25 protein-coding genes are annotated in these 23,034 nt (G+C 64.8%); 11 read left to right on the top strand and 14 right to left on the bottom strand.

Annotated features, from left to right (window positions below; genetic code table 11):
- Positions 1-33 precede the first annotated feature (33 nt).
- The gene (locus C3B78_RS05215; RefSeq protein WP_104999646.1) at positions 34-579 is read right to left on the bottom strand and encodes a gluconokinase; all 546 of its coding nucleotides are present in this window, start codon (positions 577-579) and stop codon (positions 34-36) included.
- A 190-nt stretch (positions 580-769) separates the two neighbouring features.
- Between C3B78_RS05215 and C3B78_RS05210 the strand changes: the two genes are divergently transcribed.
- Positions 770-1,504, top strand: a complete 735-nt coding sequence (locus tag C3B78_RS05210) for a FadR/GntR family transcriptional regulator (RefSeq protein ID WP_104997123.1) — start codon at positions 770-772, stop codon at positions 1,502-1,504.
- Between the two features lie 56 nt (positions 1,505-1,560).
- Here the strand turns inward: C3B78_RS05210 and C3B78_RS19980 are convergent, their stop codons facing one another.
- Both C3B78_RS19980 and C3B78_RS05205 read right to left on the bottom strand, forming a co-directional pair.
- On the bottom strand, positions 1,561-1,734 hold the full coding sequence (locus C3B78_RS19980; RefSeq protein WP_234005527.1) for a hypothetical protein: 174 nt from the start codon (positions 1,732-1,734) through the stop codon (positions 1,561-1,563).
- Complete coding sequence (locus C3B78_RS05205; RefSeq protein WP_234005526.1) at positions 1,731-2,780, bottom strand: integrase catalytic domain-containing protein; 1,050 nt, start codon at positions 2,778-2,780, stop codon at positions 1,731-1,733. The genes C3B78_RS19980 and C3B78_RS05205 overlap by 4 nt, the downstream gene beginning before the upstream one ends.
- A gap of 197 nt (positions 2,781-2,977) precedes the next feature.
- Between C3B78_RS05205 and ctaD the strand changes: the two genes are divergently transcribed.
- Positions 2,978-4,732, top strand: coding sequence for an aa3-type cytochrome oxidase subunit I (gene ctaD, locus C3B78_RS05200; RefSeq protein ID WP_104997122.1), 1,755 nt, complete (start codon positions 2,978-2,980; stop codon positions 4,730-4,732).
- Between the two features lie 18 nt (positions 4,733-4,750).
- On the opposite strand, the gene C3B78_RS05195 is transcribed toward ctaD, so the two are convergent.
- The 3 genes from C3B78_RS05195 to C3B78_RS05185 all read right to left on the bottom strand — a co-directional run bounded on the left by C3B78_RS05195 (position 4,751) and on the right by C3B78_RS05185 (position 6,726).
- Positions 4,751-5,599 (bottom strand): esterase/lipase family protein, encoded by an 849-nt coding sequence (locus tag C3B78_RS05195; protein WP_104997121.1) that lies wholly within the window; start codon positions 5,597-5,599, stop codon positions 4,751-4,753.
- 249 nt (positions 5,600-5,848) lie between these two features.
- The gene (locus tag C3B78_RS20340) at positions 5,849-6,343 is read right to left on the bottom strand and encodes an IS1096 element passenger TnpR family protein (protein ID WP_442778257.1); all 495 of its coding nucleotides are present in this window, start codon (positions 6,341-6,343) and stop codon (positions 5,849-5,851) included.
- A gap of 179 nt (positions 6,344-6,522) precedes the next feature.
- The gene (locus C3B78_RS05185) at positions 6,523-6,726 is read right to left on the bottom strand and encodes a cold-shock protein (RefSeq protein ID WP_009372930.1); all 204 of its coding nucleotides are present in this window, start codon (positions 6,724-6,726) and stop codon (positions 6,523-6,525) included.
- A 250-nt stretch (positions 6,727-6,976) separates the two neighbouring features.
- Here C3B78_RS05185 and C3B78_RS05180 point away from each other — a divergent pair, with 250 nt between their 5' ends.
- From C3B78_RS05180 to C3B78_RS05150, 8 genes are all read left to right on the top strand, one after another.
- Positions 6,977-8,233: a flavin-containing monooxygenase gene (locus tag C3B78_RS05180; protein ID WP_104997119.1), complete on the top strand. Its 1,257-nt coding sequence runs from the start codon at positions 6,977-6,979 to the stop codon at positions 8,231-8,233.
- 54 nt (positions 8,234-8,287) lie between these two features.
- Positions 8,288-9,052: an alpha/beta fold hydrolase gene (locus C3B78_RS05175; protein ID WP_104997118.1), complete on the top strand. Its 765-nt coding sequence runs from the start codon at positions 8,288-8,290 to the stop codon at positions 9,050-9,052.
- A gap of 49 nt (positions 9,053-9,101) precedes the next feature.
- Complete coding sequence (locus C3B78_RS05170) at positions 9,102-9,368, top strand: type II toxin-antitoxin system Phd/YefM family antitoxin (RefSeq protein WP_104997117.1); 267 nt, start codon at positions 9,102-9,104, stop codon at positions 9,366-9,368.
- A 234-nt stretch (positions 9,369-9,602) separates the two neighbouring features.
- Complete coding sequence (locus C3B78_RS19975; protein WP_234005525.1) at positions 9,603-9,752, top strand: hypothetical protein; 150 nt, start codon at positions 9,603-9,605, stop codon at positions 9,750-9,752.
- Between the two features lie 115 nt (positions 9,753-9,867).
- A complete protein-coding gene (locus C3B78_RS19625) occupies positions 9,868-10,005 on the top strand; it encodes a hypothetical protein (RefSeq protein ID WP_158677194.1) in 138 nt (45 codons plus the stop codon).
- A gap of 73 nt (positions 10,006-10,078) precedes the next feature.
- A complete protein-coding gene (locus C3B78_RS05160) occupies positions 10,079-10,357 on the top strand; it encodes a DUF4190 domain-containing protein (protein ID WP_104997116.1) in 279 nt (92 codons plus the stop codon).
- A 262-nt stretch (positions 10,358-10,619) separates the two neighbouring features.
- On the top strand, positions 10,620-11,072 hold the full coding sequence (locus tag C3B78_RS05155) for a DUF4383 domain-containing protein (RefSeq protein WP_104997115.1): 453 nt from the start codon (positions 10,620-10,622) through the stop codon (positions 11,070-11,072).
- Positions 11,073-11,747: 675 nt separating this feature from the next.
- Entirely contained in the window at positions 11,748-13,703 is a 1,956-nt protein-coding gene (locus tag C3B78_RS05150; protein WP_104997114.1) for a S8 family serine peptidase, read from the top strand.
- Between the two features lie 231 nt (positions 13,704-13,934).
- Here the strand turns inward: C3B78_RS05150 and C3B78_RS05145 are convergent, their stop codons facing one another.
- Complete coding sequence (locus C3B78_RS05145; RefSeq protein ID WP_234005524.1) at positions 13,935-14,750, bottom strand: metallophosphoesterase family protein; 816 nt, start codon at positions 14,748-14,750, stop codon at positions 13,935-13,937.
- Between the two features lie 403 nt (positions 14,751-15,153).
- Positions 15,154-15,531: a VOC family protein gene (locus C3B78_RS05140; RefSeq protein WP_104997113.1), complete on the bottom strand. Its 378-nt coding sequence runs from the start codon at positions 15,529-15,531 to the stop codon at positions 15,154-15,156.
- Between the two features lie 131 nt (positions 15,532-15,662).
- On the opposite strand from C3B78_RS05140, the gene C3B78_RS05135 reads away from it, so the two are divergent.
- Positions 15,663-16,445: a GntR family transcriptional regulator gene (locus C3B78_RS05135; protein ID WP_104997112.1), complete on the top strand. Its 783-nt coding sequence runs from the start codon at positions 15,663-15,665 to the stop codon at positions 16,443-16,445.
- 64 nt (positions 16,446-16,509) lie between these two features.
- Here the strand turns inward: C3B78_RS05135 and C3B78_RS05130 are convergent, their stop codons facing one another.
- The 6 genes from C3B78_RS05130 to C3B78_RS05105 all read right to left on the bottom strand — a co-directional run bounded on the left by C3B78_RS05130 (position 16,510) and on the right by C3B78_RS05105 (position 22,858).
- Positions 16,510-17,682 carry a Gfo/Idh/MocA family protein gene (locus C3B78_RS05130; RefSeq protein ID WP_104997111.1) on the bottom strand — a complete coding sequence of 391 codons (1,173 nt, stop codon included), beginning with the start codon at positions 17,680-17,682 and terminating at the stop codon, positions 16,510-16,512.
- Between the two features lie 67 nt (positions 17,683-17,749).
- Positions 17,750-18,565, bottom strand: a complete 816-nt coding sequence (locus C3B78_RS05125; RefSeq protein ID WP_104997110.1) for a sugar phosphate isomerase/epimerase family protein — start codon at positions 18,563-18,565, stop codon at positions 17,750-17,752.
- Between the two features lie 46 nt (positions 18,566-18,611).
- On the bottom strand, positions 18,612-19,595 hold the full coding sequence (locus C3B78_RS05120; protein WP_104997109.1) for an ABC transporter permease: 984 nt from the start codon (positions 19,593-19,595) through the stop codon (positions 18,612-18,614).
- A gap of 3 nt (positions 19,596-19,598) precedes the next feature.
- The gene (locus C3B78_RS05115) at positions 19,599-21,107 is read right to left on the bottom strand and encodes a sugar ABC transporter ATP-binding protein (RefSeq protein ID WP_104997108.1); all 1,509 of its coding nucleotides are present in this window, start codon (positions 21,105-21,107) and stop codon (positions 19,599-19,601) included.
- Positions 21,108-21,161: 54 nt separating this feature from the next.
- On the bottom strand, positions 21,162-22,322 hold the full coding sequence (locus C3B78_RS05110) for a substrate-binding domain-containing protein (protein WP_104997107.1): 1,161 nt from the start codon (positions 22,320-22,322) through the stop codon (positions 21,162-21,164).
- A gap of 50 nt (positions 22,323-22,372) precedes the next feature.
- Positions 22,373-22,858, bottom strand: a complete 486-nt coding sequence (locus C3B78_RS05105; RefSeq protein ID WP_104997106.1) for a hypothetical protein — start codon at positions 22,856-22,858, stop codon at positions 22,373-22,375.
- Between the last annotated feature and the right edge of the window lie 176 nt (positions 22,859-23,034).

Raw genomic sequence — 23,034 nt, 5'->3', positions numbered from 1 at the left:
TTTGAAGCAGGATTTGTTGGGGGTCAGGGGTGGTCAGGACGCGCTGGGCGCCGGGCCGGAGGAAAGGTGAAGGGCCTGCACGACGGCGGCGACCAGCCGTTCGGGTGACTGCGCGACGTCCAGGCGGAGGCTGCCGGCGTCGAGCTCTTCCTGGCTGAGCGGCTCGAGGGTGGCCAGCTGGCTCGGCAGCAGGGCGGGCGGCATGAAGTGGCCCTCGCGGCCCTGCATGCGCTGGCTGATAAGGTCCGCGCCGCCGTCGAGGTGGAGGAAGATGACGCGTCCCTCCGCCTCGGACAGGAGCTGGCGGTAGCTTTTCTTCAGGGCGGAGCAGGTGATGACCGTACTGCAGCCTGCCCGGGCCTGTGCGGTCATCCAGGAGCGGATTTCCTGGAGCCACGGCCAGCGGTCCTCGTCCTGCAGCGGGATGCCCCGGGACATCTTGGCAATGTTCGCGTCCGGGTGGAACTCGTCCGCCTCGGCGCAGGCCCAGCCCAGCTGCCCGGACAGGGCCGCCGCCAAGGTGGTTTTGCCGGACCCGGCGACGCCCATCACCACGAGATGCATGGGTGGATTCTGCATGTTCATACCTCCGGAGAAGACGTCTTTGGCTTTCGAAGAAGCTCGCTGCGTGCCCGTCGTTGCGTGGGCTACGCCATAAGGTATCACCTTTGGACGAGATAAATACTATCTTTGCGTGTCACAGGTCATACCTTTCCGGTTTTGTTCGCTATTCTGGAGGTGCGCTTCGGCGCAGAGAGAGGCGGAAAACATGTCGACGGCGACAGTTGAGGGCACGGATGAGGCGCACGACGGCGGGGCCTCCCCCGCGATGCATGAGCGCGTTTTGGAGGCGGTCGGCGTCGCCATCGCCTCCGCGAAGCTGGCCCCGGGCAGCAGGCTCACCCTGGAGGGGCTCCAGCAGGAGTACGGAATTTCCCGGACCGTTGCCCGGGACACCATGAAGGTCCTGGAATCGATGAACCTGGTCTATTCGCGGCGCCGGGTGGGCATCGTGGTGCAGGAGCGCCGGTTCTGGAACGTCTTTGACCCCAAGCTGGTGCGCTGGCGGCTGGCCTCGGACCGGCGTGAGGCCCAGTACAGCAGCCTCACGGAGCTGCGCATCGCCGTCGAGCCCATTGCCGCCGCGGGCGCAGCGCGCCGGGCCAGCGCCGCTGAACGCGCCCAGCTTGTTGCCCTTGCGGCGGAGCTCCGGCGCCTGGGCGATGCCGGCGACCTCCAGGGGTTCCTGGCGGCCGATATCGAGTTCCACCAGCTGCTGCTGCGAAGCTGCGGAAACGAGATGTTCCGGGCACTTGAGGGCATGGTCGCGGAGGTGCTGACCAGCCGGACGCAGCAGGGGCTGATGCCGTTCAAGCCGCGGAACGAGGCGCTGCGGGCGCATGAGGACGTGGCTGCAGCCGTGGCGGGCGGGGACACGGCGGCGGCGGAATCAGCAATGCACCACATCCTGGACGAGGTACGGAACGCGATGGGGCTGCATTAGCGCGGCGGTGCCTCATCAAGGCCCCCTGTTGCCTCACGTCAATAGGTCCGGGAAGACTACTTCGTTGCCTCACTGGAAAAGGTCCGTTTCGGGTACGAGTTGAACCAGGTGTTGATCTTGTAGTCGCGGGGAGCAGCTTTGGCCTGGCTAAGTGCTTCGAGCTGTCCGGTCAGGGCCAGGATTTGCCGGGACAGTGCCGCCGGTTTGAGTCGTTTGAACTGGGCATTCATGCTGATGACGGGTTGCTTCCGGACGTTCGGATGCCGGGCGGCGCGCTGGTGCGGGGTGAGGGCGGCATCGTGTTTCTTGACCACTTTGGCCCCATGACGTTCCTTCGAAAGCAGCTTCTGCTGGGCAACAGGTAGTTCGTGAAGAGGGCATCGAGTTCCCAGATGGCGTTGAGTTTCTCCAGTTCCGCCGTAGTGTCGTAGCGGTAGTACCCCACGAGCTCACGGACGCGGGCCCAGTTCTTCTGTTCCACATGGACCCCATCGTTCTTGTTCCCCGGCCGGGACCTGGTGAAAGTGATCTGCCGGGCGTGGCAGTACTCCAGCAGGTAGTCGTTGATGAACTCGGACCCGTTGTCCGAATCAATCCCAAGGATCGGAAACGGGAACCTGCCCAACGCGTACTGCAGCGCCGCGAACACCCATTTCTGCGCCTTGTTCGGAACCGACCGGTTGACCGTCCACCCCGTCGCGATATCAGTCACGGTCAGGGTGAAACAGAACTGTCCGGAGGCCACGCCGCCCTCATGCCCAACCAGATCAATCTCAACGAACCCGGGCACCGCGCCGTCCCAATCCGCCCAGGTCCTCACCGAGATCTGGGACTTCAACAATGAGCCGGGCTTGGTATGCGATCGGCCCCGCAGCACCAGTTTCGCCCGCTCCGGGGCAAGCTTCCGGTCGATCGTCGCCGCGCTCATCCGCATCAGCAGTACCGCCTCCGCGTCCGCCAAGTCCAGTTCCCCATCCCGGCGCAGCAAGGGCACGAGCACCGGCAGCATCGGCGCCAGCCTCTTGCCGGCCGGGCCCCGCAAGACCGCCCAACAGACCACCAGCGCCTCGATCACCCGCGGACCATAAACCGGGGCCCGCGGCGGACGGGCACGCACCGGGCGCAACTCCAGAGCCTGACGCAAAGCCCGCCGCGTATAGTCCCTGTTCCAGCCCGTCAGCTCCACCAGTTCATCCAGAATCCGCACCTTCTCCAGCCGGTTCCCGCGCGCATACGCCCGGGCCTTGATCACCGTGACGGCCTTACGCTGGCTCATCGTCAGTCCCATCCCTCAAGGATGTCCGCCTCGCCTCTTCCCGGACCTTTTCCAATGAGGCAACGTATCCCTCTACGCGGACCTTTCCTATGAGTCAACGCGGGCCCTTCCCGGACACCGGGATCCTGAGTAGCCTTCAAAGTAGGGCTTACGCAAGGGGCCTCCAGCGCCATCCAGGAGATCTGCGAGGTGGAACGATGACCACTACCGGACGTTCAGGTGAAGGGCTCGCCGCTACGGCTGCGCCGGCCGTGGTACCCCGGCGCAAGGGCAGCATAGTGGTCAACTGGCTTACCACCACGGACCACAAGACCATCGGGTACATGTACCTGATCACGTCCTTTGCGTTCTTCTGCATGGGCGGCGTGATGGCGCTGCTGATCCGGGCCGAACTGTTCGAGCCCGGCATGCAGGTGCTGCAGACCAAGGAGCAGTACAACCAGCTGTTCACCATGCACGGCATCATCATGCTGCTGATGTTCGCAACGCCGCTCTTCGCCGGGTTCGCGAACGTGATCATGCCGCTGCAGATCGGCGCGCCGGACGTCGCGTTCCCGCGGCTGAACGCGCTGGCCTTCTGGTTCTTCCTCTTCGGTTCCACCATTGCGGTGTCCGGCTTCATCACCCCGCAGGGCGCGGCGTCGTTCGGCTGGTTCGCCTACGCGCCGCTGTCCGATACCACCTTCAGTCCCGGCATCGGCGGTGACCTGTGGGTGTTCGGCCTGGCGCTGTCCGGCTTCGGCACCATCCTGGGTGCGGTCAACTTCATCACCACCATCATCTGCATGCGTGCCCCCGGCCTGACCATGTGGCGGATGCCGATTTTCACCTGGAACACCCTGGTGACGGCCATCCTGGTGATCATGGCGTTCCCGCCGCTGGCAGCAGCACTCTTCGCCCTCGGCGCGGACCGCCGCTTCGGAGCCCACATCTACGATCCCGAAAACGGCGGCGCCATCCTCTGGCAGCACCTGTTCTGGTTCTTCGGCCACCCCGAGGTATACATCATCGCGCTGCCGTTCTTCGGCATCGTCTCAGAGATCTTCCCGGTCTTCAGCCGCAAACCGATCTTCGGCTACAAGGGCCTGGTCTACGCCACCATCTCCATCGCCGCCCTATCCATGACGGTATGGGCACACCACATGTACGTCACCGGATCCGTGCTGCTGCCGTTCTTCGCCTTCATGACCATGCTGATCGCAGTCCCCACCGGCGTGAAGTTCTTCAACTGGATCGGCACCATGTGGGGCGGTTCCCTGACGTTCGAAACCCCGATGCTCTGGAGCATCGGCTTCCTGATCACCTTCCTGTTCGGCGGCTTGACCGGCATCATCCTGGCGTCCCCGCCGCTGGACTTCCACGTCTCGGACTCCTACTTCGTGGTGGCGCACTTCCACTACGTGGTGTTCGGCACCGTGGTGTTCGCGATGTTCGCCGGGTTCTACTTCTGGTGGCCCAAGTTCACCGGCACCATGCTCAATGAACGCCTGGGCAAGATCCACTTCTGGATGCTGCTCGTTGGCTTCCATGGCACATTCCTCATCCAGCACTGGCTGGGCGTCATGGGCATGCCCCGCCGGTACGCGGACTACCTGGTGGAGGACAACTTCACCTTGATGAACCAGTTCTCCACCTTCAGTTCCTTCCTGTTGGGCGCCTCCCTGATTCCGTTCTTCTGGAACGTCTACATCACCTGGCGGGCGGGGAAGAAGGTCACCGTGGACGATCCCTGGGGCTTCGGCGCCTCGCTGGAATGGGCCACGTCCTGCCCGCCTCCACGGCACAACTTCACGTCCCTGCCCCGGATCCGTTCGGAGCGGCCCGCCCTGGACCTGCACCACCCCGAGATCCGGGTCCGCGAACACGAACCGGTCCACAGCGCGGCGGCGGCAGCCCTGGGCGCGGCGGACATCGGCGAAAAGGACGTCCGGGACCCGGACCCGGACAAGTAGCGAAGCGGCGGCCCGCTGCTAGATGCAGCGGGGCTGGTAGGCCGGATCCGCCGGCCCTGACGTCCTGCCCAGGGCATGGGCAACGATCTGGTGCACCACGGGGTCATTCGGCGTCTGGTCGTGCTCAAACACATCCGCCGGGCACTTGTCCTGGATGGTGATGTTGGTAACCTGCCGCGCCGGGCCGGACAGGAACTGGCTGTTGTAGGGAATCACCACTTCGTCGTAGACGGTGGAAATCACGGTGTAGGACGGCCCGGCAACAGTGTCCCCGATGGAGTTGAGTTCCTGCATGAACGGCGACCCTGCCTGCTGGTCGGCGCACGCCGCGCACCCGAGAGCCGTGTAGTCCGGGTCCGCCACGACGTCCGGCGGAGGAAGAATCACTCCTTCCGTGCCGTGGTTCGAGGGGGCGATGCCAACGAGCTGGTTGACGTTTTTGGCGCCGCCGAGGAAGCCCATGTAGTAGCGGGGCATCATGCCGCCCTGGCTGTGGCCCACGAGGTCCACCTTCTTTGCGCCGGTGGCTGCGCGGACAGCGTCGACAAACGGGGCGAGTTCCTTCGCGGATTCCGCTACCGGCGCGGTGGCGTAGACGCCGTTCGTCTCACCATAGTTAAGCGCAAAGACGCAGTACCCTTCGCTCTTCAAGTACGGCGACAGGGTGGACCAGTTTTTTGCCATGCTTTCGAAGGTCCCGGGGACCAGGATGACAGGGTAGGGGTGCTCGGCGGACGGCTTGCAGGACCAGTCGTTGGCGCCGGGCGGGGAAATTTCGACGACGTCCGCCTGGGCGGGTGCCGCGGCGAGGGAACCGGCCAGGACGGCAGTCGCGGCCAGGGACAGTGCCTTTTTGAGCAGTGACATATAAACCTCTTCGTTTGCGTGTCAGCGGGATGGGCCGGGCATGAGCCGGAGCTTGTGCTGCGGGCCGCGTTCCTGCCCGGACCCTTTAAAGGCTAGGCAGGAGCGGGCGGCCGCGGCGGGTTCTGCACGAACGTGCGGCCGGGACCGCCCGCCGCTTGCACTGGGCGCGGCCAGGTTTCGGGGGCATTCCACAAGCGTTGTTACTGATCAGTAGCTTTTTTTCTGCCGGTACTGCCGTCGCATCGTCGTTCATGGCCGCTGCACGTCTGTGCACGGACCGCCGTGTCTCTCAGGCATCGCCATTTTCCGGATAGTGCCGGTCCGCGAGGATGCGGACCGGGTTGGCATATCCTTCCGGCCCGCCGGAATCCTCATGGGACAACGGTTGGCGCCGCCGACGCACTGGAGCTCGCCGTAAGCCAGTTCGGCCGGCCCGAGCAACTCAACCTGATGAGTCCAGCCGTCGCCGAAGTCGTACTCGCACTCGCAGGCCGTGCCCGGCTTCCGGGGATCCATCAGGTCGGAAAGGACGACGGCGGAGGCCGCCTCTGCCTCCAACCCCTCCGTTGCGTCGCGGGGCCCTGCAACCACACGCCCGTTCCCGCGGGGATCTACGCACCTGACGGCGTAAAGGTGGCGGTCCTCCCAGCCGAAGGCCGCCTGCACGGCAAGATGGAATTCTTCCACTGTCAGGGCGGCGGGAAACGCGCAGGCGGCGCCAGATCCCTGGCTCGGTGTCCTCAATGCTGATGCGGAGCGGTGACGCGTGCGGCGGACCGCATAGGGCCATCCTTCCAGAGCCGGAGAAGGTCCTGCAGCGCTGATCTGGCAGCACAGCCGGGTTAAGCAAAAGCAGGGCCGGTCAGCTGACCGGCCCTGCTTTTCAAAATTCGAAACCCGAAGGCCCCAGATTCCCTAATGAATTAGAGGGCCTGGATGTTGGTGGCCTGGGGACCCTTGGGGCCCTGCTCGGTGTCGAAGGAAACCTTCTGGTTCTCTTCGAGGGAGCGGAAGCCGTTGGAGTTGATCGCAGAGTAGTGTGCGAAAACGTCCTGTGAGGAGTCATCGGGGGAAATGAAGCCGAAGCCCTTTTCAGCGTTAAACCATTTGACGGTACCAGTAGCCATTATTTTTGTCCTTCGTGAAGGTGGAGGGAAAGTCCCGACTTTCGGGCCCTCCGGTGTGGGGTGTTCAAAACCGCTACTTCAGAAGAACGCGGACTTTCGACCGCGCGTACTGCCTGAACTACCAACTGCATAAACACAACAACAGGATCAACACTACAGGAGATTTGGAGCAGCACTTACCACGGCACCCATCCGGGCATATCCTGCCAGCAGCAGATCCTGTCCGCCTCCTGACCTGCGGGAGCAAACCATGGAGATACCGCAACGGGTGAACACCCTGGTGATCGGGGCCGGGCAGGCCGGCCTTGCTACCAGCTACTGGCTGACGCGGCACGGCGTGGAGCACCAGGTGCTGGAGCGGCGGGATGCCTTGGGCGGGGCATGGCAGGACCGCTGGGATTCGTTCTACCTGAACACGCCCAACTTCTCCTTCATGCTGCCGGGCCTGACCTACGACGGTCCCGAGCCTGACGCTTTCCTCCCCCGCGACGCCGTCATCAACCTGTTCCGTGATTACGCTCAGCGGATTTCGGCGCCGGTGCGGCTGGGCACCGAAGCCACCCGGATTGGCCGGGCTGACGGCGGATTCAGCGTGGAAAGCACAGGCGGGCAATTCGCGGCACAGAACGTCGTGCTGGCGAACGGAGCCTTCCAGCTGCCGCGCATCCCGGCGGCGGCGGCCGGCCTTCCCCCGCATGTGCTCCAGCTGCACAGCCACGAGTACCGCAATCCGCAGCAGCTGCCGGACGGCACAGTGCTGGTGGTGGGCACCGGACAGTCAGGCGGGCAGATTACCGAAGACCTGCTGGCGGCCGGCCGGGTGGTGCACCTGGCTGTCTCAACCTGCCCCGAGGCGCCGCGCCGGTACCGGGGCCAGGACGTCTTCCACTGGATCCTGCAGGTCAACCTGCACGGGCCCGAGCACGGCATCAACGGTTTCCAGGTGGACCAGCTCCCCTCCCCTGCGGCGCGTTTCCTGTGCAATCCGCTGGTTTCCGGCAACGAGGGCGGCCACAGCATCCGCGTGCGGGACCTGGGCCGCCGCGGCGTCCGGCTGCACGGCCGCTTTGAGGGAATTGACGACGGCGTCCTCGCCTTCAGCGACGACCTCCCCGAACGCCTGGCGTTGGTTGAGGCAGGGTTCGGCCAGCGCCTGAAGCTGATGGCGGACGCCTACATCGCGGCAGCCGGCATCGATGCGCCGGCCCCGGAAACGCCGCAGACCGATTCATGGCTCCCCCCGGAATCCGGGGCACGGCTGGACCTGGACGCGGAGGGCATCACGGCAGTCATCTGGGCCACCGGGTACGGCCTGGACTTCAGCTTCCTGGACATCCCGGTGCTGGATGAGTGGAACTACCCCCGGCACTCCCGGGGCGTCACGGACGTCACCGGCCTGTACGCCGTCGGACTGCCTTGGCTGACGAGGCACGCCTCGGCCACCCTGGCACTGGTGGGCGACGACGCCAAATACGTGGCCGGCCACATCGCCGGCCTGGGCGGCTGAAGCCGTGCGAACGCACCCCTTGCCAACAGCCGACCCCGGCGTAGGGTTCCTTCCATGAAACCGATTCGGGTCATCCTGCTGCCGGGCGCCGTCCTCCCCGCCGATGAGGCCTACGGCCCGCTGATTGAAGCCTTGGGACCCGATGTGCAGGCGGTCGCCAAGGACCTGGAGCTCTACGCGGACGACGAACCGCCGCCCGGCTGGAGCCTGGACACCGAGATCGACGGCGTGCTGCGGGAGGCTGATGCCCTCGGGTGGGAGACCTTCCACCTTCTGGGGTACTCCGGCGGCGGCGCGGCTGCCCTGGCCTTCGCCGCAAAACATCCTGACAGGCTGCTCAGCCTGGCACTGCTGGAGCCCGCCTGGGCCGGGAACTGGGACTGGAGCCCCGCCCACACCGAACTCTGGAAACATTACGAGCGGCTGGAAACGCTCCCGCCCGAGCAGTTCATGCCCGCCTTCATGAGGCTGGGAGTGAGGCACGACGTCGTCCTTCCGCCCCCGCCGCCCGGTCCCCCGCCCCCGTGGATGGCCAAGCGGCCCGCGGGTATCAAGGCCTTCCTGCGGACCTTCAAGAGCTACCACCTGGACAGGGCCCGCTTGGCCGCCTTTCAACCGCCCGTGTTCTTCGCCCTGGGCGGCCTGAGCAACCCTGATGACTACGGCGAGATCGCCGCCCGGCTGGCCCGGGTGTTCTTCCCGGATTTCCATCTGGAAGTGTTCCCCAAGCGCCACCACTTTGATCCTCCCCACCGGATCGAGCCCAAGCGGCTGGCTGAATTGCTCCGGCGGCACTGGGAGCAGGCGGAGACAGGTTGATACTTATCTTCGGACCCTTCCTTTTGCGACAATTGCTACGGAGGCAGGCATGACTACTATTCCGCACCGTGAGCTACGCAATAACAGCAGTAAAATCCTTGAGCGCGTCAAGAACGGCGAAACTATCGACGTCACCAACAACGGCGAGGTCGCGGCAACGTTGATCCCTCCTTCGGCGTCTCCCTTTGAACGGCTCCTGCTGGCGGGCCAGGTCCGGCCTGCAAAGGCCGGTCCCGTCGACTTCCGTTCCTTGCCGCGTATGACTTCGCAGGCCAGCACTGCTGAAATTTTGGACGATCTTCGCGGGGACCGTTGATCATCTATGTGGACACCTCTGCTGTCCTTAAGCTGGTGATCGCGGAAGACGAATCAGCGGCGACTGCCGGCTACCTGTCGGCAGCGGCCTCACAGGGGGACGTACTGGCCGCCTCCATGCTCCTCTACACTGAGCTTCACTGCGCGGGGCGCCGCCGTGGAATACCGGGCGAACTCATCAACACGGCACTCAGCGGAATCAACCTTGTGGACGTTTCACGTCCGGACCTCATGTATGGCAGCGCTGCCCGGCAAGCTGCGGAGTGCCCATGCCATCCACCTGGCCACCGCAATCCGGCTGCAGGCGGATGTCCTGGTCGCCTACGATGCGGAACTACTCGCAGCAGCGGTAGAGGCAGGCCTCGCCGTCCAATCACCTGCGTGAGGGCACCTGTGCTTCATCCGGAATACATCCCGTTCGCGCCGCCGAAAATTGTCGGAGGTAACGTGTAGCTTAGGGCTCATCCGTCGTCCGCCCGCCTGCCCAATCCAAGGACGCCATGGATTTCTATGGCACTCCTCCGGGCACCGTGGTGCTCGCCCTCTTCCACAACGCGGTGCTGGACACTCCCGGGCTGTTCTGGGGCGGCGTAGTGGAATTCTTTCGCGTCAACCGTCCTTACTGCCCGGAATATTGATACTTTTTGATTGCCGCTCCGCAATAGGCGGGCCGGGGGGACCCATCGTTTTCGGATTCGAAAGGCATCACTCATGAGCACACCTCAGTATCAGCCGCAGTACCAGAGCTACCCGCAGCCAACCATGCAGGCCAAGACCAACACGCTGGCCATTGCAGCGCTGATCTCGTCATTCTTCGTCAGCCTGCTCGGCATCATCCTGGGGCACATCGCCCTGAACCAGATCAAGACCACCGGTGAAGGCGGCCGCGGCCTGGCAATCGCCGCCCTAGTGATCGGCTACTTGTCGCTGGCGCTCGCCGTCATCATCATCATCGTCGTCTTCGCGTCGGCTGCCGCTTACCAGGGCTGACCGCAGAACAGGAGACCCGTGCCCGGACATTCCGGACACGGGTCTCCTTTTTGCCCGCTTACGGCAAACTTCCGGCAGTGCGTTGACGCGGCCGTGCTCCTATTGGCCATGACCGGCTGGATGGTGGCCCGGCCAAATCATTTTGAGTGCGGACCCATCCGCAATGCGATACAGCACGAATTGCTGGCATAACCCTTTGGGGCAGGCAGGTAAAAACAACCAGCTAAACCCATAAACCCATATCGCATTCAGGAGAAACACCATGGCAACACACACGAACACCGGCACTGCAACCCGCACCAACGTGCAAAAGGCATCACTGGCCGTAGGTGCTGTATTCCTGCTGGTCGGAATCCTGGGATTCGTTCCGGGCATCACGGCCAACTTCGAACAGCTGCACTTCGCCGGCGCGCATTCCGAGGCAATGCTGCTGGGCCTCTTCCAGGTCTCCGCCCTGCACAACATCGTCCACCTGCTCTTCGGCGTTGCCGGCATCGTCCTGGCCAAGACCGCCGGCGGCGCCCGCTCATTCCTGCTCTACGGCGGCATCATCTACCTGGTCCTCTTTGTCTACGGCCTGGTTGTCCCGCAGGATTCGGCCGGCAACTTCGTCCCGCTGAACGCCTTCGACAACGGCCTGCACCTGCTGCTCGGCGTCGGTATGGTGGCCCTGGCCCTGGTCCTCACCAAGGGCCACAGCAGGACCCACGCTTAAAGGGACCGTCTAAAGGCACCGTCCGGGCGACGCCCGCACAACCGAATCCAGTAATGCCCCCGGCCGCAGCCTTCGCTGCAGCCGGGGGCATTGCCGTTTGAGCTCCCGTCCACTATTCGAGGCTGGGCACCTCGGCCAGGGCGGAAGGCCCGAGTATTCGGTTGAAGCCCCACCGACGAAAGCCAGGCGCGCTGACAACTATCGCCGAACACCCGCGCATGGAGCGGCTGGGTGGTGGTCACAGACCATCGCCACCGTGTTTGCCCTCCTCGCTACTGACCCATGCGACGGGCCCTCGCAGGGGCCACAGGCCCGGGCTGCTCCTGTAAACTTGTTGCGTCACAACGCCCCGGTTTCCTGAGCGGAAACCCAGCGTTGGGACAGGCTCCGGGCTCAGCCGGGGTGTACACCGGGGGGAAGACAAGATCGCGTGACAACGGACGGGTTCACTTGTTCGCTCAAGCCTGACGGGGGCGTAAGGAATGGCCTGGGGGCCACTGTGGCGCCCGCGAGCCGGGACGCTGGATCTTGTCCGCGGGAGCGCAGCCTGCGAAACGTGCACTGCGTCAATGCCCTTCAGCACCTCAGCCAATCGGCTGGTCCCGCCGCTGCGAACTTCTTCTGGCTTACCGTCAAGCTGCCCAACCCGTCCGTGCAGGTCCTGAGGAGGACACCATGCCATTCCCGAAACGACTCCTGAGCGCGCTTGGCGCCCTCGCGGTTGCAGCCGCTGCAGTGCAGGCAGCCGTGCCCGCTGCTGCAGCGCCCTTCACGGTGGCTCCCGGCCAGCAGGACCAGGGCGGCCCGGAACGGTACCTGATCAGCTTCTCCCCGGGCGCCGACGTCGCCCATGAGGCCCAGGCCCTGCGCTCCCAGGGCGTGGCCGTGGGAAAAACCTTCTCCGCCGCGGTGCGGGGTGCAGTCATCACAGCCACCAAGGGGCAGGCCACTGCCCTCGCCCGCTCTCCCCGGATTGCGGCCATCGAGGTGGACGGGCCCGTTTCGCTGGATGAGACCCAGCAGTCTCCGCCGTGGGGGCTGGACCGGATCGACCAAAAGGCGCTCCCGCTCTCCGGCACGTTCACGCCGCCTTCCTCAGGCGCCGGCGTCAACGCCTATGTCATCGATACCGGCGTGCTGGCTGCCCACTCGGATTTTGGCGGCCGGGTCGCGGCTGGCTGGACTTCCGTCGCGGACGGCGTGGGCAGCAGTGACTGCAACGGACACGGCACGCACGTCGCGGGAACCATCGCCGGCAGGACGTTCGGAGTGGCGAAGGCCGCCACCATCGTTCCGGTCCGCGTCCTCGATTGCGAAGGTTCCGGCTACGATTCGGACGTCGTCGCGGGCCTTGACTGGATTGCTGCGCATCACGCCGCCGGGACGCCCGCCGTCGCAAACCTCAGCCTTGGCAGCGGCGGCAACAGCGTGGTGGACGCGGCGGTCCGGGGCGTCATCGGTGACGGCGTCACGACAGTCGTGGCCGCAGGCAACACGGGAGTGGATTCCTGCACCCGGTCACCCGCACGCGTGCCCGAGGCGCTGACGGTGGCCGCCAGCGATTCCTCGGACCGCCAGGCGTGGTTCTCGAACCACGGCAGCTGTGTTGACCTCTACGCGCCCGGGGTCGGCATCCAGTCAGCCGGGCACACCTCGACGACGGCCACCGCCACTTTGAACGGCACGTCCATGGCAGCCCCGCACGTTGCGGGTGCTGCGGCTGTAGTCCTGTCCCAAAACCCCGGGCAGACGCCGGCAGGAGTTTCCGCGGAAATAACCTCGGCTGCCGTCCCGGATGTTATCGCCGGCGCGTCACCGGGCACCCCGAACCGCCTGCTCAACACGGGCCGTGATGCCTGGCTGCCCGCTCCTGTGGCGGCAGCACGGGACTTTACCGGCGACGGCCTGGCCGACCTGCTGGCCCGGGACACCGACGGCACCCTCTGGACCTATCCCGGCACCGGCAACGGCCTCTTCGGCGGGCGCATCAAAGTCGGCGACGGCTGGAACATCATGACCGCCATCAGCGCCGCCGGCGACCTCACCGGGGACGGCAAACCAGACCTCACCGCACGCGACACCAGCGGCACCCTCTGGACCTACCCCGGCACCGGCAACGGCCTCTTCGGCTGGCGCATCAAAGTCGGCGACGGCTGGAACATCATGACCGCCATCAGCGCCGCCGGCGACCTCACCGGGGACGGCAAACCAGACCTCACCGCACGCGACACCAGCGGCACCCTCTGGACCTACCCCGGCACCGGCAACGGCCTCTTCGGCTGGCGCATCAAAGTCGGCGACGGCTGGAACATCATGACCGCCATCAGCGCCGCCGGCGACCTCACCGGGGACGGCAAACCAGACCTCACCGCACGCGACACCAGCGGCACCCTCTGGACCTACCCCGGCACCGGCAACGGCCTCTTCGGCTGGCGCATCAAAGTCGGCGACGGCTGGAACATCATGACCGCCATCAGCGCCGCCGGTGACCTCACCGGGGACGGCAAACCAGACCTCACCGCACGCGACACCGGCGGCACCCTCTGGACCTACCCCGGCACCGGCAACGGCCTCTTCGGCTGGCGCATCAAAGTCGGCGACGGCTGGAACATCATGACCGCCATCAGCTAGTTAGCGAGCTTGATGAATCGGGCGCACACGGTGGCCCTTATTTGGGTGCGGAACGCGTGCCCGAGTCCGTGCCCGGCCCCCGTGTTGCAATGAAGTTCCAGTCGAAGGAACCGTCATGGCGCAGCGTCAGCCGAAGGAACCCGTGGGTGTCGCTGAACCGGTTCTCGATATACCGCGGACTGCTGGTGAAGGGGCGGAGCCCAATACCGCCAGTGGAAACCTGGAATGCCGTTATCCCGTCGTCGACGCATTCGTCCCTGCCGTTATCCCGTCGTCGACGCATTCGTCCCTATTGTTCACCGGGCATGACCGCTCGTAGTTGTGTTGTGACCCTGACAGTGTCAGGCGCACCCGGTGCTTCCACATCACGTCGATCCACGGCTTGTGGTCAGCAGCCCGGTTGTGCTCGGACGTGTTCGACGTGAAGTAGGGCTCGTGGTGCACCACCGCCAGGTGCTTCCCAGCCGCCTTCGCAGCGGCGAGGTCCTTGTCCAGCCATCGTGTTATCGCCCGGGCCTGTGCGGGGTTGTACCGCCAGTGCGCTGAGGACAGGAACGCGAAGTGCCAGTTCCCGAAGTCCTTCGAGTACGCCTCCCCGTTCTCGATGCGTCCACGCTCCTCGTTGATCGCAGCCTTTTTCGGAGCCTCCGGGCACTGGCCGTTCATGAAGTTGTCGAGGTCCTCATTGCGGCCGGGTTCCCAGTCATGGTTGGGGGCCGAAACCCAGTACAGCTTGGGCATCGTGCCACGCCACAGGGTCGCCCAGTAGTTCACATAGTCGTCGCAATAAGCGGTGTCGTACTGGAAATCGCCGAGACCCAGGAACGCGTCGATCTGGTTGTCCTGCACGAGTTGGGTAATCGCAGCAGCGTTCCGGCCGGACGGGCTGTCAGGGTCGGTGTTCCCTGCGTCGTTCATGTCGCCGACGGCAGCGATCCGGACATCAGGTGCAGGGGGCGCAAACCCGTTGGGAGGCCCGGGGGGTTCCGGAGGGCCGGTGCAGCCCGCCGTGGAGACCGTCAGGACTGCCGCGGCAATCGCAGCCACACCACGAAAGAGTCTGCGGCGACGGCGTGCTGACTGCATCCGATAACCCCCTGGAGAGGCCGAACCGGAGGTCAGCTCCCCAAGGAAGAAGCCGGACCCACCGGCACTTTGATATTCCTAAGTGCTGGACCGGCTGTCAAGGGCGCGCGTTGGAGGTCACTGACCCGCGCCCGGGCGCCTGCGACGGCGGCAACGAGGCTCGGTGTTCCGCTCACCGCCTCGCCGGCCGTGGCCGCTCCGCCGCCTGGTTCCCGCAGCAACCCCGCCTAGGTGGGACACGTCGAATGAGAGCCCGCTGCCAGCAGCTGCACAAGCAACTCCGCCAGCGAAACCGAAGCCAAGGCTTTCATCTTTTCCTTTTCCCCCCTTTGGGACCATGCCGCCCGGGCAGCTCAGTGCCAGGTCAGGCGTCAAGCCGCTTGCGCAGGAGGCAGAACTCGTTGCCCTCGGGATCGGCCAGGACGTGCCATGGCTCGTCGCCTGCCTGCCCGACGTCGGCCGGGCTGGCCCCGAGGGCAAGCAGACGTTCCAGCTCGGCGTCCTGGTCCCGGTCGATGGGGTTGACGTCGATGTGCAGGGGGAGGCGCCCGGTCCGCGGGTTGCTGCTCGGGCTCAGGATGATGGTGGGCTGCAGGCCGCCGAACCCGGCGTCCGGCGGGCCGATCTCGATGGCACCGTCCTCCCGGCCAAGCTCGACGTAGCCGAGGACATCGCTCCAGAACCCTGCCAGGAGTTCCGGATTGGCGCAGTTGAGGACCAGTTCGCTGATACGGGAGACCATGGTCCCCAGTGTACGGAGGCCCTGCCCGCACAGTCAGCAACCCATGCTTGTCCAACACACGCGTCAGACGTTGCATTAGGCTGGAATCCCCGGACCGACACCGGATCCACCACAAGCAAGCGAGGCATATCGTGCACCAGGACGCCGCCCGGTTCCTGTCCCAGCCTGTGGCTGCCCAGCCCGGCGCTCCCCTGCGCGTCGCGGTGTATTCGCGGATCGCCGCGGCCATCCGCAACGGCCTGCTCACGCCCGGTTCCATGATCCCCACCGAAACGGAACTCGGCACGGACATGAAGGTCAGCCGCACGGTGGTCCGCGAAGCCCTCATGCTGCTCGAAGAGGACGGGCTCATCAGGGCAAGGCGCGGCGTCGGGCGTTTCGTCTCGGACACGCTCCCCCGCATCGGCATCGAGCGCATCCAGCCGTTCGAGGACGTCCTCGGCAGCCCCGGCCAGCAGGTGGAGGTCAAACGCACCCAGGTGGTCCGGCAGGCCGCCTCCGAATTCGTCGCCCCCGGCATCGGCGTCGAGCCCGGCACCGACTGCTGGCTCTGGGAATCGGTCCTGATCCGCGACGGCGAGGCGATCGCCCACCTGCAGGAAAACGTCACCGCCCAGCCCGTCAGCGTCGGCAAGGGCGCCGCCGCGCCCCTTGAGATAGAGGACGACGGCGGCGCCACCCTGCTTGCCGCGCTCAACAACCAGCTGGGCCGGCTGGCCGGGCCGGGCGAGTGCCAGATCAGCCTCAGCCAGGTGGGGCCCAGCCGGGCGAAGCTGCTGGACCTGCGTCCGTCGGACCCTGTGCTGGTCCTGACCCAGTACGTGCGGAACGGCAACCGGCCCTTCTACCTGGCCAAATGCCTGGTCTCGGCCCGGGCCGGGCACCTCTCGGTGATGCAGCAGTTCCAGTCCTGACCCAGTCAGCCAGGGCTGTCCGCAACCGGAGGAGGAACGGCTCTTCACCGTCCCTCCCCTAGGATCAAGCGGTGATCTGTGGGACCTCGACCCAGGACTCTTTTGCAGCCGATTCGACAATTGCGTCGTCGATGAGTGCGGTCTGGTAGCCGTCTGCGAAATTGGGGCTCACGCTTCCGCCTTCCGCAATGGCTTTGAAGAAGTCGTAGGCTTCGATGATCTTCGTTTCCCCGTAGCCGATGCCGAGGGCCGGAATGGGCCAGAGTCCTTCTCCGTAGGGATGGGCCGGGCCGGTGTAAACGGTGCGGAATCCGCGGCGGTCGCCTTGGTCGGAGGCGAAGCAGACCTGGAGCTCGTCGCGCCGTTCGTAGTTGAAGACGATGCTTCCTTCGGTTCCGTGGATTTCGAAGGTGATGTAATTGTTCCTTCCGTACGCGTTGCGCGTCGCCTCAAGGGATCCGACGGCGCCGTTGGCGAAGCGGATCATCGTCATCACCTCATCGTCCACGTCAACTTCGCCGCGCGGGCCCTCTCCGCCCCGCACCGTTCCGAGTGCGTCAGCGCCGCCCGTTTGGAGCGGGCGCTCCGGGATCCAGGTGGACAGGACGGAGTTGACGGAGCTGAACTCACCGACGAGGTAACGGGCCATGTCGATGACGTGGGTTGCGATGTCGCCTAGGGCGCCGGACCCCGCGATCGACTTCTGGAAACGCCACGACAACGGGGAGTTGGGATCGGCGCTCCAGTCCTGCAGGTAGGTGCCGCGGAAGCTGAGGATTCGGCCGATGGAACCTTCCTCAATGTATTTCTTGGCCAGCGCGACCGCGGGAGTGCGACGGTAGTTGAAGGCGACCATGTGGACGATGTTCTTATCCTTCACCGCGTCGTACATGGCTTTTGATTCTTCGCCCGTGCGCGCCAGCGGTTTCTCACAGATGATGTGCTTGCCTGCTTCGGCCGCGGCGATCGCGATTTCTGCGTGGAGGTGGTTTGGCGTAGCAATATCTACGACGTGGATGTCCGGATCGTCGATGATGCTGCGCCAGTCCGAGGTCGAATTCTCGAAGCCGAAGCGGCGGGCCGCTTCGGCGGCCAGTTCCGGGTTGGCCTCAGCGATGACCTTGCGGACCGGGAGGGCCGGGGCGGGCCAAAAGAACATGGGCATAGCGGCATAAGCCAAGGAATGGGCTTTGCCCATGAAGCCGCCTCCGATGAGGCCGACGTTAAGGTGCTGCATGTGAATCGTGTTCCTTTCGGAAAAGTCGGGAGCCGCCTGCGGTGGCTCTCCCTGGTGGTCAGGATGGTCAGAGGAGTTTCTCGAGGTACTTCTTGCTGATCTCGGCCGCTTCCCGGGGATCCCCGTCATAGCCGTCGAGTTCCACCATGAGCCAGCTGTCGTAGCCGCTTTCCCGGATTGCCGCGAGGATGTCCGGGAAGTCGAGTTCGCCCTGGCCCAGGGGGAGGAAGGAAAAAGGGTCTTGCCGGAAGTCCTTGAGGTGGACGTGCCGGATCCTGTCGGGGTACTTCCGGATGACCGCGGCCGGATCTGCTCCGCCGGCCGCAAGATGGGCGGTGTCGGGGCAGAAACCGATCCGTGTGAGCGGCATGAGCTTGTCCAGCTCGTCCGGGCTTTCCACGATGGTGGTCAGGTGTGGATGGTAGCTCGCCGACAGCCCGAAGCTTTCGGCGATGTCCGTGACGTTGTCAAGGGCCTCGCCGAGGCGGCGGTAGTCCTCTTCGGTGGTTCCGGCCGCGCGCCGTGCTCCCCCTCCAACCACGAGCCGTTCAGCTCCGAAGTCTGCGGCCAGCTCGGCAGCCCGGTGGATCCGGTGCAGCTCGTCCGGAAGGATATCGGCGTAGATGAAGTTCGCACCCGTGTACACGCTTGTAAGGGATACCCCGGAACTGGCGAGGATTTCTTTGAGCTCCTCGGGCTTTTCCGCGTATTCCGCGAGGTTGCCGTCGAACATCTCAACACCCTCGTAGCCGACGGATGCGATGTCCCGGACGGCGTCCTTCATGGACCCGTGGGTCAGGTAAAAGAGGTCCTTGACGCTCGTCACGCCTTGGGCGTGGCCCACCACGCCGCCCCAGGTGATGGAACAGTAACCAAGTTTCATTGCTTGTGCCTTTCAGGAGCCGAAGAACAGTTGAGAGTCATGTGTGCTACTTCTTCCGGGCCATAGCGACGGCCAGGATGATGATGGCGCCGCGGACAACCTGCTGCTGGCTGCTGTCGAGTCCGGCGAGGATCAGTCCGTTGTTGATCAGGCCGATCAGCAGGGCGCCGAAGAGGGTGCCGATGATGGAGCCGAACCCGCCGAAGAGGCTGGTTCCACCCAGGATGACGGCGGCGATGGCAGAGAGTTCGTCTCCCGATCCCCACTGGAACCGTCCGGACTGGAGGCGGCCGGCGTAGAGCATGCCGGCGACGCTTGCCGCCACGGCCGAGATAAGGAGCACCTGGAATTTGATGCGCTTGGTGTTGATGCCGGTGAACTCCGCGGCATTGCGGTTGCCTCCCGTGGCCAGGACCTGGCGGCCGAACCTTGTGCGGTTCAGTACGACGGCGCCGATGGCCACGAAGATGGCGCTCCAGACCACCAAGCCCGGAATGGGACCGAAGTTGCCGGATCCAAACAGCATGTTGAACGTGTCGTTCAGGATGGGCTGGGGCGCCGAGGCTGTGATCCATTGGGCGACGCCGACCGCTATCCCCAGCATGCCGAGCGTCACCAGGAAGGACGGGATGCCGAGGAGGCTGACAAGCGCACCGTTGACTGATCCGACCACGAGTCCGACGGCGAGGCCCGCGAGGATGCCGGGAATCAGCCCCCACTGGGACAGTGCCATCGCGGTGCAGACACTGGAGAGGCCGGCCACGGATCCGACGCTCAGGTCGATCTCCGCGCATGCGATCACGTAGGTCATGCCCACGGCGATGACGGTGATGGTGGCGGTCTGCCGGAAGATGTTCAACAGGTTGTTCGGCGACAGGAAGCCCTGGTCGCGCAGCAGAATGGCGAAGAAGAGGAAGACGACGACGAAGCCGATGTAGATGACGTAGCGCCGCCAGTCGAGTTCTTTCAGGACGGTGCCGAAATTGCGGGCCGCGGTGTTCCGGGGCGCGATGGTGTTTGCCTTGCTCACTGTTCAGACTCCCTGGACTGCAAGTTGGAGATACTCCTCGTCAGCGATCTCGCTGCGGGGAATGTCGCGGATGATGGAGCCGTCCCTGAGGACGAGGACGCGGTCGCTGACCGCGAGTAGTTCGGGGTACTCGGAGGAGATGACGATGACGGCTTTGCCGGCACTCGCCAGCTCACGGATCATGTCCAAGATTTCGCTTTTGGTGCCGATGTCCACGCCGGCCGTTGGCTCGTCCAGGATCAGGATGTCCGGATCGGTGCCCAGCCACTTGGCGATGACCACCTTCTGCTGGTTGCCGCCCGAGAGGAGCCGCACCGGGCGGTTGGGGTGGGCCACCTTGACCGCGAACCTCTTGATCAGCGACGAGGACAATTCCTTGCCCTTGGCGCCGTCGAGGAGTGGTCCCCGCTGGATCTGCCCAAGGAGGGGAAGCAGCAGGTTGTCCTGGACGGAATGCTCCAGTACCAGGCCTTGTGCCCTGCGGTCCTCCGGGATGAGGGCGACGCCGGCATTGATGGCCTGCTGGGGCGAGGCAAGGTTGACCTTTTTGCCCCGCAGGAGGACGTCACCGCTGTCCACCTTGTCGATGCCGAAGAGGGCACGGGCAAGCTCGGTGCGTCCGCTTCCCATCAGCCCTGCCAGGCCGAGGATCTCACCGGACCGGAGCGTGAAGGAAACGTCCCGTACCCGGTGCCCGGCGTTAAGCCCGCGCACCTCCAGCAGGGGCGCGCCGTCGTGCACCGCATGGTCCCGTGCGCGGTAGGAAAGCTGGCCCTCGATCTTCTTGCCCACGATGCCTTCCACGATCTGTTCGGGAGTGACGTCGGTCAGTGGCGCGGTAAGCAGGTGGCGGCCGTCGCGGAGGATGGTGATCCGGTCAGCGAGCCTGTACACCTCGTCCATGCGGTGCGAGATGTAGATGATGGAGATGCCCCGCTGCTTGAGGCGGTCAATCAGTTCGAACAGCGACTCGGACTCGTGCCGGGCCAGGCTGGCAGTGGGTTCGTCCATGATCAGCACTTGGGCGTTCTGGGCCAGGGCCTTGGCGATCTCGGTCAGCTGCCAGTATGCAGTCCCCAGCCGGGCGACCTCCGCACGGGGGTCGACGTCGACCTCCATCTCAGCGAAGACCTCCCTGGCCCGTTTCACCGCGGTACGGTCGTCAATGAGGCCGCCCCTGCCGAGCGGTTCGGCGGCAAGGAAGATGTTCTGTGCAACGGTCAGGCTCGGTACCAGGCTGAATTCCTGGAAAACCATCCCGATCCCGGCGGCCTTCGCGTCCTGGATCGAGTTGATGGCGGCCAGTTCCCCGCCTATGAGGATCTCTCCAGCGTCTGCCTGATAGACGCCCTGGAGGATCTTCATGAGCGTGGACTTCCCGGCGCCGTTGCCGCCTGCGAGTGCGTGGACCTCGCCCTTTCGGACGTCGAAGGCGACGTCCTTCAGCACGGAAACGCCGTTGAAGCCCTTGGAGATCGAGCGCATTTCGACGACATTGTCTGCGGTGTTCATGGTTGCCCTTTCGGCGCGGCGCGGGGGTTGGAGCCCCCGCGCCGTCGGGTCTGGCTACTGCTTGTAGGAGTCCTGGATATCCTTCGGGGCGTCCTCGTGGTAGACCTGCTTCCAGGCTTCCAGGACGTTGGAGTGGTCAACCGGGAGGGCACTCAATGCCACATAGGCGGGCGCTTCCTTGCCGATGAGCGCGCCGGCAGCCAGCCGTGCCTCTGTAACACCCTGGTCGAACGGAACCTGCGCTCCGAGGCCGATGACGAGTTCGTCCTTGGCCAGGGCGATGGCCACATTCTTGCCGAGGTCCTCGGTGGCGATCTTCAGGTCCGGGCGGCCCGCGGCACGGGCCGCAGCCATGACACCCTCGGCGGGAACGTCCCACACCGCCCAGATGCCGGCCAGGTCAGGGTACTTGCTCAGCATGGCGTTCGCAGCTGCCTGCGCATCTCCAGCGAAGTCCGGACCGGCTATGCCCTTTTCCTCGACGATCTGGATCTCCGGGTACTCCTTCGTGATGGTTTCCTTGAATCCGTCGTAGCGCTGCTTGGTCACGAAGAAGTCGGCCTGGTGGAAGACGAGTCCGATCTTTCCCTTGCCCCCGAGCGCTTTGGCCATCTGGTGGGCGGAGACGACGCCGTTGCCGTAGTTGTCGGCCGAAACAACAGAGACGTAGTCCTTGCCGGCGGTCAGCCCCTGGGGGATGTTGTCCATGAAGACGAGCTTCGTGCCGGCATCCGCGGCTTTCTTGTACGCGGAGGCCGTGGCCACGGGGTCCGTTGGGATGGAAACGATGATGTCCGGATCCTGCGTCATGACAGTCTCGATGTCCGAGACCTGCTTGTCCGGCTTGAAGTTCGCGTCGGTTGTGGCGATGACCTTGATGCCGAGCTTCTCAAGTTCGCTCTTAAGTCCGTTTACCTGGGCTGTGGCCCAGTCGTTGCCGCCATAGTGCATCACGATTGCGGCTTTGGCGTTGAGTCCCTTGACCTTCGCGATCTCTTCGGGAGTCAAATCCGCGACGGACGCTGGCGAGGGCGTCTCGCCGTTGGGGCCCTTGCTCAGAACCTGCCCCTTGATCTTGTCAAGGGCCTGCTGGGCTTTTTCGGACACGCCGGCGTCGGGGGCGTTTGACGTGGCAGTTGTTGAACTGCTGCAGGAAGCGACAGAAAGTGACAGGGCTGCGGCCAGGGCCACGATGGGAAGCCTGCGGATCATCATTGTTCTCCAGTGCTTTTGAGTGGATGGATGGGGTGGGTGCCTGGGATGGATCAGGCGAGCGCTACTGCCAGGGCAGGGGGAACCGGCGAGAGGACGAGTCCGCCGGCGGCCGAGGCTGTGCGTAGAGCGGCGGCTTTGTCTGAAGCTTTCAGGAGCGCCTCTGCATGCACCTTGTCGACGAAAAGGCCCAGGGAACAGGGCCCTTGGTGGGCTTGGACCCACCGCACCGCTTCGCCTGCGGCTTTAGCCATTTCCCCGCCCGATTGGGCCATCGGACCGGCAATCGTGGACACGGACGCGGGTGCGCCGGAGTGGTCCACAGAGACAACCAGGCTTGCCCAGAGCAGGTTGCCATCGAAAATTCCGACGACGGCCGAGGAACCGGCGGAGACGAAGGTGCGGACAGCGGCTGCGAGATCGCCGGGCGCTGTACCCCTCAGGAGCACTTCCAAATTTGCCCACTGGGCCTGGTCGACATTTCGAAGCCCAGTGCTGGGATCGAGCGCGAGTGCGTAGACGATGCTGCTGTCAGCCATCCCGCTCCTTTCCTCATTGAACGTGCTACCTCCGTAAGCGTTTACGAACCGACCGTAAACGTTTACGGACCTCATCGTAAACGTTCACGGAGGATTGTGTCAAGCATCACGCGGGCAGCGCCTTCAGGCCGCCGGGACGTGCGGCCGACGTAGGATTGAAAACGCACGGAACCCAT

It is taken from the genome of Arthrobacter sp. PGP41 (assembly GCF_002953935.1).
Classification (GTDB): Bacteria; Actinomycetota; Actinomycetes; order Actinomycetales; family Micrococcaceae; genus Arthrobacter.
This window is presented reverse-complemented; position numbering and strand designations above follow the sequence as displayed.